11 protein-coding genes are annotated in these 10,390 nt (G+C 71.4%); 3 read left to right on the top strand and 8 right to left on the bottom strand.

The window, feature by feature from the left end:
* On the bottom strand, positions 1-245 hold a 245-nt coding region (locus BZL64_RS29600), incomplete at its 3' end, for an ATP-binding cassette domain-containing protein (protein ID WP_167396214.1).
* Between the two features lie 596 nt (positions 246-841).
* On the opposite strand from BZL64_RS29600, the gene BZL64_RS29595 reads away from it, so the two are divergent.
* Entirely contained in the window at positions 842-1,201 is a 360-nt protein-coding gene (locus BZL64_RS29595; RefSeq protein ID WP_086772233.1) for a hypothetical protein, read from the top strand.
* Positions 1,182-1,622, top strand: a complete 441-nt coding sequence (locus tag BZL64_RS29590; RefSeq protein ID WP_391012938.1) for a hypothetical protein — start codon at positions 1,182-1,184, stop codon at positions 1,620-1,622. Before BZL64_RS29595 ends, BZL64_RS29590 begins: the two co-directional genes overlap by 20 nt.
* A 12-nt stretch (positions 1,623-1,634) precedes the next feature.
* Here the strand turns inward: BZL64_RS29590 and BZL64_RS29585 are convergent, their stop codons facing one another.
* The 3 genes from BZL64_RS29585 to BZL64_RS29575 all read right to left on the bottom strand — a co-directional run bounded on the left by BZL64_RS29585 (position 1,635) and on the right by BZL64_RS29575 (position 3,943).
* Positions 1,635-2,132, bottom strand: a complete 498-nt coding sequence (locus tag BZL64_RS29585; RefSeq protein ID WP_086772231.1) for a GNAT family N-acetyltransferase — start codon at positions 2,130-2,132, stop codon at positions 1,635-1,637.
* 45 nt (positions 2,133-2,177) lie between these two features.
* The gene (locus BZL64_RS29580) at positions 2,178-2,684 is read right to left on the bottom strand and encodes an RNA polymerase sigma factor (protein ID WP_086772230.1); all 507 of its coding nucleotides are present in this window, start codon (positions 2,682-2,684) and stop codon (positions 2,178-2,180) included.
* A gap of 65 nt (positions 2,685-2,749) precedes the next feature.
* Entirely contained in the window at positions 2,750-3,943 is a 1,194-nt protein-coding gene (locus BZL64_RS29575; RefSeq protein WP_086772229.1) for a glycerophosphodiester phosphodiesterase, read from the bottom strand.
* A gap of 406 nt (positions 3,944-4,349) precedes the next feature.
* Between BZL64_RS29575 and BZL64_RS29570 the strand changes: the two genes are divergently transcribed.
* Positions 4,350-5,021, top strand: coding sequence for a lysophospholipid acyltransferase family protein (locus tag BZL64_RS29570; protein ID WP_086772228.1), 672 nt, complete (start codon positions 4,350-4,352; stop codon positions 5,019-5,021).
* Positions 5,022-5,514: 493 nt separating this feature from the next.
* On the opposite strand, the gene BZL64_RS29565 is transcribed toward BZL64_RS29570, so the two are convergent.
* From BZL64_RS29565 to argH, 4 genes are all read right to left on the bottom strand, one after another.
* Complete coding sequence (locus BZL64_RS29565) at positions 5,515-7,038, bottom strand: MFS transporter (RefSeq protein ID WP_086772227.1); 1,524 nt, start codon at positions 7,036-7,038, stop codon at positions 5,515-5,517.
* Positions 7,035-7,586 carry a TetR/AcrR family transcriptional regulator gene (locus BZL64_RS29560; protein WP_086772226.1) on the bottom strand — a complete coding sequence of 184 codons (552 nt, stop codon included), beginning with the start codon at positions 7,584-7,586 and terminating at the stop codon, positions 7,035-7,037. Before BZL64_RS29560 ends, BZL64_RS29565 begins: the two co-directional genes overlap by 4 nt.
* Before the next feature lie 107 nt (positions 7,587-7,693).
* Entirely contained in the window at positions 7,694-8,665 is a 972-nt protein-coding gene (locus BZL64_RS29555; protein ID WP_086772225.1) for an aldo/keto reductase, read from the bottom strand.
* Between the two features lie 166 nt (positions 8,666-8,831).
* Entirely contained in the window at positions 8,832-10,265 is a 1,434-nt protein-coding gene (gene argH / locus BZL64_RS29550) for an argininosuccinate lyase (protein WP_086772224.1), read from the bottom strand.
* Positions 10,266-10,390: the final 125 nt, after the last annotated feature.

The following is a 10,390-nucleotide window of genomic DNA, read 5'->3' as shown; positions in this document are numbered from 1 at the left end:
TCCCGGCCCGCCCGCGGACCGCGCCCTGCGAGGGCGGTGAGGTCCTGGCCTGCCACGGTGACCGTGCCGGAGGTGGGGCGTTCCAGGAGGTTGATGCAGCGGATCAGCGAGGACTTGCCGGCGCCGGACTGGCCGATGACGCCGTACACCTCGCCTTCGCGGACGTGCAGGTCGACGCCGTCGAGGGCGGTGACCTCACGGCCGCGCGAGCGGTAGACCTTGCTCAGGCCCGTGGTGGTGATCACGTGGGTTTCCGTCACTGTCGAGTGCGCGGGCGTGCCCGGCACGGGTGCATTCGGTCAGGACGCGACACGGTTCTCGCGGTGGCGAAGGAACCGGGGGGAGAACATGTGCGCGATGGGGGTCTCCCCGCGCCGTTCAGGCGGTGGGGAGGCGTCTCGTCCGTACGCGGGGCGCACGGACGTGCCACGGCGTCTCGCTTCGGGGCGCGAGCTCTGGGGTGGTGCGGGGGCCCTCTAGAAGGCGCACATTCGACACATACAACGAGCACCGGGCGTCAGGGTCGCCTCGGTCGCAAAGGTGCGGCTGCTCGTCGTGGTCATGCGATCAGTAAAGCAGACCTACGGTCCTGACAAAGCCGGGCCGTCCACATGATGGACAGCCGTGGACAATGTCCGCACACATGCGGAAGGCCGCGTTCCCCCGCTCGTGACCAGTGCGGACAACACTGACAGGGCTTCTTCGGTGGGCGGACGTCAGGTCCACGGACGGGGTGGGTTGTGGCCAACGCCACGGTCACCGTCACCGTCACCGTCACCGGGGCGCGTCACCATCCGGGCCCGGTCGCGGGGGCCGCATACGGCCGTAATAGGGTCACCGCATGCTTGATGTCCTGACGCTGGTGACCGGTGTCGCCGCGCTGCTACTGGCCGCCTGGTGCGGCTGGGCGGCCTACCGCGACCAGCCGACGAAGGACTGGCACTTCATCGGGATGGCCGTGGTCTCCGTGCTGGCGCTGGTCCAGCTGATCGTCGGGATCGTGCAGTTGGCGCGGGGCGAGGAGCCGGCCCAGGGCACGACCATCTTCGTGGCGTATCTGCTGGGCGCGTTCGCGTGCGTTCCGGCGGCGGGGTTCATGTCGCTGGGCGAGCGGACCCGGTGGGGCTCGGTGACGGTCGCGGCGGGCGGGGTCGTCCTCGCCGTCCTGGAGGTGCGGCTCTATGACATCTGGACAGGCTGAGGTGACCCCCGTGGAGGAGAAGCCGGCACGGCTGATCGGCGGGCCCGGCCTGCTGCTGGTCTGGTTCTACGGCGTGATGGTGGTCGGCGCGGTGTCGCGCTCGGCGTACCAGATCACCACGGAGTTCGACCGGGCGCCGCTGGCGTACTCGCTGTCCGCGGCGGCCGGTCTCGTGTACGGCTTCATCACGTACTCGCTGGTGCGGGGCGGGGAGACGGCCCGCAGGGCGGCGCAGGTGTGCTGCGCCGCCGAACTGGCGGGTGTGCTGGTCGTGGGCACCTGGACGCTGGTGGACCGTGACGCCTTCCCGGACTCGACCGTGTGGTCGGACTACGGGATGGGGTACGTGTTCATCCCCGTGCTGCTGCCCCTGACCGCTCTGTTCTGGCTGCGCGGGGCGCGTGCGCGGCAGGCCGGCTGAGCCCGGCGCCGCTCAGGCCGTGGTGGCGAACTCGTCGGCCGGCTTCTCCAGGACGATCATCCTGACGCCGTCCGAGCCCTCGGACGTGCCCACCGTCCGATAGCCGACCCGGCGGTACAGGCGCAGGTTGCCCTCGCTGCGGTGGCCGGTGAAGAGGCGGAACTTGGTGGCGCCGCGCTCCCCGGCCAACGCCGACTCGGCCGCCCGCAGCAGCCTCGCGCCGATGCCGTGGCCCTGGAGCCGGGGGTGGACGCAGAGCCTGCCGATGGACGCCGCGCCGTCCTCGGTGACCGTGCCGCGGACCGAGCCGACGACCTCCTCGCCCAGCCGGGCCACGTAGACGCAGTCGGAGGCGAGTTCCTGCCGGACAGAGTCCAGGGTCTGCACGAGGGGGGCGATGCGGTAGTTGCCGTACAGCGCCGCCTCGCCCTGGAAGCACAGGTACTGAAGCCTGAAGATCTGCTCGGCATCCTGCTCGGTCGCCACCGAGATGGTCACGCTCATGCCCATATGCGCACGCCTCCCGCTCACCTGATCGCCTGTGGTCCTACACTCCTATCCCCGCAGTTCGCGGGCCGCAACCTCCGGCGTGAGCAGACGTCGCAGACATCCCAGACATCGGGAACGTTCCGGTCCGAGACTTCCCTGTGAGATACCCAACTCCCGCGCGATCTCGCGGTATGTGAGGTCCTGCGGCGACAGCAGGGCGTCCAGGAGCCGGGAGCACCGGCCGGGCAACCGGTGGACGGCGTCGCGCAGTGCACGGTGGCGGGAGGCGGTGAGGACGATCTGCTCTGGACCGCGATCACCGTCCTCGGCCGGGTCACCCGCGAACGGCCGTTCCCGCCGGGCCGTACGGCGGTTGCGGCGGGCCTCGGCGCGGACCGCGCGGCGCAGCCAGCCCTGCGGGTCGAGGGGCGGGCCGTCGGTGGCGAGGTGTTCCAGGAGGCGCAGCCAGACGGCCTGTTCGAGGTCGGCGGGCTCGGTTCCGGTGGCGTGCGCCTCGGCGTCGGCCTCCGCGGTGAGCAGCGGGCGCAGGGCGGCGAGCAGGTCGTGCGTCATGTGCGGGACGACGCGGCCGCCCGGACGGTGGGTTGCCCGGACGGCCGTTTGTCACCCCAACGGGGTCAGGAGCCGTTGACGAAGTCCTCGCGGGCGAGACGGCCGGTGTCGGGCTGGTCGGTGAACACACCGTCGATCCCGGTCGCGAAGTACGCCCGGTAGGCGCCGAACACGTCGCCGTAGGCGTCCGCGTCGGTGCCCTTGCGGAAGTTCGCGGGTAGGAAGGGGTTCTCGTTGCGCATCGTGTAGGGGTGCAGGATCAGACCGGCCGCGTGGGCGTCCTTCACCAGGGTGGTCGGCGTGGTGAGGTTGCCGGCCGCGTCCTTGGGGACGACCAGGTCGAGGGTGGGGCCGATGCCCTGCGCGTAGCCGGCGATCTCCCGCAGGCCCTTGACGGTGACCAGGTCGGCGACCGTGCGCGGGTCGCCGGTCTCGACGAAGTCCCAGGGGCGGGTGGTGGCGCCGGAGAGCAGGACGACGAGCGGGTTGCCGACCATCTTGTCCAGGCGCTGGATGCTGGTCGGCTCGAACGACTGGAGGATGACGGGCGCGTTCCTGCCGTCCTTGCCGTGCCGCCGGAGCAGCTTCGCGACGCGCTCCTCCAGGTTGAGGCCGAGCCTGCGGAAGTATGTGGGGTGCTTCAGCTCGGGGTAGATCCAGACCTGCTTGCCGCGCTTGCGGGTCTGCTCGTCCTGCCAGTTCAGGACTTCCTCGAAGGTGGGGATCTCCCAGCGGCCGTTGTAGAGGGTGTTGTGGGGGCGGTTGGCGGGGATGCGCTCGGTCGCGCGCAGCGTCTTCAGCTCGGCGAGCGTGAAGTCCTCGGTGAACCAGCCGGTGAGGGAGACGCCGTCGAGGACCTTGGTGGTCCTGCGGCCGGCGAACTCGGGGTGGCTCGCGACGTCCGTGGTGCCGCCGATCTCGGGTTCGTGGCGGCAGACGAGATGGCCGTCCTTGGTGGGGACGAGGTCGCCGGCCTCGACGATGTCGGCTCCGAGGTCGAGGGCGAGCTGGTAGGCGCCGAGGGTGTGCTCGGGCCGGTAGCCGCTGGCACCCCGGTGGCCGATGATCGTGGGCACCGGCAGGCTAGCGATGCCCTTGCCGCCGTGCCGGGACCCGGTGGCCGCCTCCGTGGCTCTCGCGGTGCCGGACAGGCCCAGGGTGGTTCCGGCGGCGCCGATCGCGGCGGCCGCTCCGAGGAACGCCCGCCGTCCGGTTCCGCTCGCTCGGGTGTTCGAGTTCTGCGACTCCTGTGTACCCATGAGGGTCCTCCCTGTCATCGGCTCGTCCCGTGCGCGCCGATCGTAGGGGCGTGGACATGACCGCCGGGAGACCTCGATCCGAACACACGGGTGACGGTGGATGGCGCGTGCCGTACGACGATATGACGGGGTGTCCGATTCGTCGGCGCGCGGCGGGGTAGGCGATCGTTACCGGCCGTGGCCGTGCCCGCCCCCTCACGCGGAGCCGGTGGAGAACTGAGGGCCCCTTCGGGCCGCCATGTCCGTCACCACGTTCCACCCGTGTGTCGGGCCCGTGATGGACCGGCCGTACAGGTAAACGTAGGTCAACAGTGCGTAAGACCTCGGTGAACCCGATGTGCGCCGCCCCCGGCGGCGCGAGTATCGTCCTCACCTGCACATACTCATACCGCTATCGGAGGGCCCGTTGTCCCGCTTCGCGCTCATCAAGGCAGTGCTCGGACCGGTCATGCGCCTGATGTTCCGCCCCCGGGTCGAAGGCGTGGAGCACATCCCGGGCAACGGTCCGGTCATCCTGGCCGGCAACCACCTCACCTTCATCGACTCGATGATCCTGCCGCTGGTCTGTGACCGGCAGGTCTTCTTCATCGGCAAGGACGAGTACGTCACCGGCAAGGGCCTCAAGGGCCGGCTGATGGCCTGGTTCTTCATCGGCGTCGGCATGATCCCCGTCGACCGCGACGGCGGCAAGGGCGGGGTGGCCGCCCTGATGACCGGGCGCCGGATCCTGGAGGAGGGCCGGGTCTTCGGGATCTACCCCGAGGGCACGCGCTCCCCCGACGGGCGGCTGTACCGGGGCCGTACGGGCATCGCCCGCCTCACCCTGATGACCGGCGCCCCGGTGGTGCCCTTCGCGATGATCGGCACGGACAAGATCCAGCCGGGCGGCTCCGGAATGCCCCGTCCCTCGAAGGTGACGGTCCGCTTCGGCGAGGCGATGGAGTTCTCCCGGTACGAGGGCATGGACCGGGACCGGTATGTGCTGCGCGCGGTGACGGACTCCGTGATGACCGAGGTCATGCGGCTGTCCGGGCAGGAGTACGTGGACATGTACGCCACGAAGGCGAAAGCCGCTTAAGCCTCCGGCGGAGAGGCGGGTCGGCTCGGCGCGGGTCGGGGCCGTTGCGTCCCCGACCCGACCCGAACCGGCTCTGCCCGGTCCAGGCCCGGTCCAGGCGGAACGGTCGCGATGCGGTTTGCGGCTCGGGACCGGCGGGACAGGGCGCGGCGCGATGTGGTTACGGCCTCGGGCCCCGGCCGGGCCCCGGCCCCCGGCCGGCCCAGGGGTCGACCCCTGTCAGCCCGGTCGACCCCCCGTCAGCTCCGGTCGGACCGGTCGCCCCCCGTCAGCCGGTCGGACCGGTCGCCCCCCGTGGGCCCCGGTCGGCCTCCGTCAGCCCCGGAAGGCCCCGGAAGGGAAACAGGGCAGGGTGCGATCCGGTTTCGGTCCGGCTCTGCCCTCCCCCGACGGGAACGGGGCGTTGGGCCATGCGTAGCCGTAGCGGCCTGGGGCCGGGCCCGCAGAAGAGGTCGGGGTGCAAGCCGGCACCCCTTCGGTCTCTCTCCGCGCCTCAGCCCGAGCTGTCCAGTTTCTGGCCCTTCAGCAGCACCCATGCCGCGCCCGCCGTCGCCAGCAGCACCACGGCGCCGGCGCCTGCCGCCAGACTCAGTCCGTCGACGAAGGCCTCCCGCGCCGACGCCAGCATCTCCTGGGCCGCGCCCGCCGGCATGCCCGACGCCACCTCGACCGCCCCGCCCAGGGATTCGTGCGCACCCGCGGGGGTGCCCTGCGGAGACGGGAAACCGCGGTAGACACCCGTCACGATCGAGCCCAGTACGGCAATGCCGAGGGCCGCGCCCAGTTCGTACGCCGTCTCCGAGACCGCGGACGCCGAGCCCGCCTCCTCCTTCGGGACCGAGGACAGGATCACGTCGGCCGTCACGGTGAACGAGAAGCCGGCGCCCACGCCGACGGCCAGCAGCGACGCCCCCAGCAGCGGATAGCCGGTGCTCTCGTCGATCACCGTGAGGGCGGCCAGCGCCAGGCCGATCGCGGCGAGGCCGCCGGACACGACCGCCCGGACCGAGAAGCGGCGGGCCGCGTGGCCGGCGATCAGACCGGCCGCCACCGCGCCGATCGCGGCGGGAAGTTCGGCGAGACCCGCCTCGAACGGGCGCCTGCCCTGGACGAGTTGCAGGTACTGGGAGAGGAAGAAGACCAGGCCGGACAGGCCGAGAACGGTCAGCAGGTCGGCCAGGACCGCGCCGCTGAAACCACGGTTGCGGAACAGGCGCATGTCCAGCAGCGGCACCGGCAGGGTCAGCTGGCGGCGGACGAAGCCGTACAGCGCAGCCGCGCCCAGCAGGGCGGCGCCCGCGGTGGTCCCGGTGAGGCCGTGGGTGGCGGCCTCCTTGACGGCGTAGACGACCGCGATCATGCCGACGAGAGAGAGCGTGACGCTGGCCAGGTCCCAGGGGCCGGGGTTCGGGTTGCGGGACTCCGGCAGGGTGCGGATGCCGACGACGACGAGGACGGCCATCACCGGCAGGTTGATGAGGAAGGCCGAGCCCCACCAGAAGTGTTCGAGAAGGAAGCCGCCGACGATCGGGCCGACCGCCGTACCGGCGGAGGCCGCGGCGCCCCAGATGCCCACGGCGAGACTGCGCTCGCGCGGGTCGTGGAAGAGGTGGCGGATCAGGGCGAGGGTGGCGGGCATCAGGGTCGCGCCGGCGACGCCGAGGAGCGCGCGGGCGGCGATCATCATCTCCGGCGTCGTGGCGTAGGCGTTCAGCACGGATATCGCGCCGAAGGCGGTCGCGCCGATCAGCAGGATGCGCTTGCGGCCGATGCGGTCGCCGAGGCTGCCCATCGAGACCAGCAGACCGGCGATGACGAAGGAGTACACGTCGCCGATCCACAGGAGCTGGGTGCCGGAGGGCTTCAGGTCCTCGCTGATGAACGGGGTCGCGAGGCCGAGGACTGTCGCGTCGACGGCCACCAGCAGCACGGCGAGCACGAGGACGGACAGCGCGAGCCAGCGGCCGGGGCGCTTCACCGCCTCGTCCTGGTCCACCGGCTGCAGCATGCTGGTCATGATTCCTCTCTCCTCAGTGCGCCGCCGAGCAGCAGCTCGACGATCATGTGCGTGAAGTCGTTGCGGGCGACGCGGCCCTCCGCGACCGCCCAGGCGCCGGAGGCCAGCAGGCCGTACAGCGCCTCGGTGAGCCAGGCCGGGGTCAGGTCGATGCGGAACTCGCCGTCGGCCTGGCCGCGCCGGAAGAGGGCGGCGATCCGGTCGTCGATCCTGGCCCAGCCCTCGTTCTGCTCCTCGCCCTCGAACAGCTGGTTCTCGCTGTAGAGGAAGGCCAGCAGGGCGGCGGCCGGTTCGATCTCGCGGACCATCCGGCGGACGGCCTCGCTCGCGCGGCCGTCGTCGGGGCGGGCCCGGTCCAGTGCCCCCTCGCACTCCTGGATGCCGAGCGCCTCCAGCGCCCGCACGAGTACGTCACGTCCGGCGAACTGCCGGTGCAGGGTGGCCCTGCTGATCCCGGCGGCCTTGGCGACCTCGTCCATGGTCGCGGTGGATTTCCGGGTCAGCAGGGCCGCGGCGCTGCGCAGCACATGGTCACGATCGACAGCCATGAGACAACACTAACCCACATGAGACATGAATGTCTCATCAGGAGAGTGCACGTCTCATACCTCACGTCTCACACGTCGGTGGCTCCGCGGCGTTCCGCGGTGATGCCTCAGTGCCAGGGCAGCCGGCCGCGCCGCTCCCAGTAGGCGCCCGGCTCCTCCGCCAGGGCCGCGATCCGCTCCAGCTGGTCCTCGTCGAGGTCGACGACGGGGGCGTGCAGGTTGGAGGCGAGCTGGGTGACGGTCGCGGCGCCGGACAGGACGACCCCGGCCCAGGGCTGCCGCAGGATCACCGCGAGGGCGACGGCGTCGCAGCCGAGCCCGGCCTCCTCCGCCACCGACCCGAGGGCGTCGGGCGCGTGCGGCTCCGCCAGGCGGCCGTTGGCCATGCCCTCCTTGACGATCACCGTGAGTCCGGCGTCGTGGGCCTCGGCGAGAGCCGGTCCGGCCGAGGTCTCCAGGGCGTTGTACGTCGACTGGACGGTACGGAAGAGGGGGGCGCCGTCGACCTCCACGGCGAGGGCGGCGCGGATCGCGTCGGCTTGGCCGGGACCGCTGGTGGAGAAGCCGACCGTGAGGCCCCCGGCCGCGGCCTCGGCCAGCTTCGCGTGGAGCTCCTTGTCGGTGAGGGCCGGACTGTCCGGGGTCACCGAGTGGATCTGGTAGAGATCGAGACGGTCGCCGAGCAGGGCGGCGCTCTCGGCGCGCTGACGCTCGTACGTGGCGACGCCGTGGTCCTTGACCTCGTGCCGCTCGGCGTCGGTGGTCCAGTCGGCGGTGTACGTGTAGCCCCACTTGCTGCCCACGACGATGTCGTCGACGCCGGGGCGGACCGCCAGCCAGTCGGCGAGGAACTCCTCGGAACGGCCGTAGGAGCGGGCCACGTCGAAGTAGCGCACTCCCTGGGCGTAGGCGGCGTCGAGGAGTTCGTGGGTGCGGGCGCGCAGCGCCTCGACGCTGCGGTCCTCCCCGAGGTCGTGGTCCCGGCCGAGGTTGATGTAGCCGGGGCGGCCGACGGCTGCGAGGCCCAGTCCGATGTGGCAGGTGGGGGTGGTCGCGGTGGCCAGTCGGGCGAAGGGCATCGCGGGCTCCGTTCGGTCGGCTCAGGTACGGCTGGCGACCAACGTAACCCGCGATGACCTTCGGTGAAGAGTGGGCGCCTTGGAGCTCGGGGGTGCGCTTGCAGTGGCGCGTGCGGGTGCGTCGTGGTTGTTCGCGCAGTTCCCCGCGCCCCTGTCGGGGCGCTCCTCAGCTCGCGTCTTTGGCAGTTGCCCACTCGTGCTGCGCGGCCACGTCCGCCTTGACCTCCGCGAGCTGGACGGCGACCGCGCTGGGCGCCGTACCGCCGCGGCCGTCGCGGGAGGCGAGGGCGCCGGCGACGTTGAGGACCGAGCGCACCTCGGGGGTGAGGTGGGCGGAGATCTTCGCGAACTGCTCGTCGGTCAGCTCGTCCAGCTCCTTGCCCTCGGCCTCGGCGACCTTCACGCACTCGCCCGCGACCTCGTGCGCCACCCGGAACGGCACGCCCTGCTTGACCAGCCACTCGGCGACGTCGGTGGCGAGGGAGAAGCCGGCCGGGGCCAGTTCCTCCATGCGCTCGCGGTGGACGGTGAGGGTGGCGATCATGCCGGTGAAGGCGGGGAGCAGGATCTCCAGCTGGTCGCAGGAGTCGAAGACCGGCTCCTTGTCCTCCTGGAGGTCGCGGTTGTAGGCCAGGGGCAGGGCCTTGAGGGTGGCCAGGAGACCGGTCAGGTTGCCGATGAGACGGCCGCTCTTGCCGCGCGCCAGCTCCGCGATGTCCGGGTTCTTCTTCTGCGGCATGATCGACGAGCCCGTGGAGAACGCGTCGTGCAGGGTCACGAAGGAGAACTCCTTCGTGTTCCAGATGATGATCTCCTCGGCGATCCGGGAGAGGTTCACGCCGATCATCGCGGTGATGAAGGCGAACTCGGCGACGAAGTCACGGGAGGCCGTGCCGTCGACCGAGTTGCCGACGCTGCCGCGCTCGAAGCCGAGGTCCGCGGCGACCGCCTCGGGGTCCAGGCCGAGCGAGGAACCGGCGAGAGCCCCAGACCCGTACGGCGAGACGGCCGTGCGCTCGTCCCACTGGCGCAGCCGCTCCGCGTCCCGGGTCAGGGGCTGTACGTGGGCGAGGAGGTGGTGGGCGAACAGGATCGGCTGGGCGTGCTGGAGGTGGGTGCGGCCGGGCATCGCCACGTCCGGGTGGGCCTCCGCCAGGCCGATCAGGGCGTCCTGGAGGTCGGCGATCAGGGCGCCGATGATCCGGGCGTGGTCGCGCAGGTACATCCGGAAGAGGGTGGCGACCTGGTCGTTGCGGGAGCGGCCGGCGCGGAGCTTGCCGCCGAGGTCGGGGCCGAGGTGCTCCAGCAGACCCCGCTCCAGGGCGGTGTGGATGTCCTCGTCGGCGATGGTGCCGACGAGGGCGCCCGAGGCGACGTCGGCCTCCAGCCGGTCGAGGCCGCCGAGCATGCCCGTCAGCTCGTCGTCGGTGAGCAGACCCGCCTTGTGGAGCACGCGCGCGTGGGCGCGCGAACCGGCGATGTCGTAGGGCGCGAGCCGCCAGTCGAAGTGGACGGACGCGGACAGCTTCGCCAGGGCCTCGGCGGGACCGTCGGCGAAACGGCCGCCCCAGAGCCGTACGTCACCGCTGTTGCTGCTCACTTGCGTTGCTCCTCGGGAGGGTGTGGGTGAACTCAGATCTTCGCAGGCTGACCTCTGCATGAGTATGCAGACTTATGCATGGTTCGTCAATCGAGGCCGGAGTGAGGCCGGGGCGGGGGTTGGGG

Source organism: Streptomyces bobili (assembly GCF_002154575.1).
Lineage (GTDB): Bacteria > Actinomycetota > Actinomycetes > Streptomycetales > Streptomycetaceae > Streptomyces > Streptomyces bobili.
Note: the sequence above shows the minus strand (reverse complement) of the source record. Positions and strands in the feature narration are given on the sequence as shown.

Coding starts and splice junctions, on each gene's coding strand:
- BZL64_RS29590 (WP_391012938.1), top strand. CDS start 1,182: ATGACATCTGGACAGGCTGAGGTGACCCCCGTGGAGGAGAAGCCGGCA.
- BZL64_RS29585 (WP_086772231.1), bottom strand. CDS start 2,132: ATGGGCATGAGCGTGACCATCTCGGTGGCGACCGAGCAGGATGCCGAG.
- BZL64_RS29560 (WP_086772226.1), bottom strand. CDS start 7,586: ATGGCTGTCGATCGTGACCATGTGCTGCGCAGCGCCGCGGCCCTGCTG.
- BZL64_RS29555 (WP_086772225.1), bottom strand. CDS start 8,665: ATGCCCTTCGCCCGACTGGCCACCGCGACCACCCCCACCTGCCACATC.
- BZL64_RS29575 (WP_086772229.1), bottom strand. CDS start 3,943: ATGGGTACACAGGAGTCGCAGAACTCGAACACCCGAGCGAGCGGAACC.
- BZL64_RS29595 (WP_086772233.1), top strand. CDS start 842: ATGCTTGATGTCCTGACGCTGGTGACCGGTGTCGCCGCGCTGCTACTG.
- BZL64_RS29580 (WP_086772230.1), bottom strand. CDS start 2,684: ATGACGCACGACCTGCTCGCCGCCCTGCGCCCGCTGCTCACCGCGGAG.
- BZL64_RS29565 (WP_086772227.1), bottom strand. CDS start 7,038: ATGACCAGCATGCTGCAGCCGGTGGACCAGGACGAGGCGGTGAAGCGC.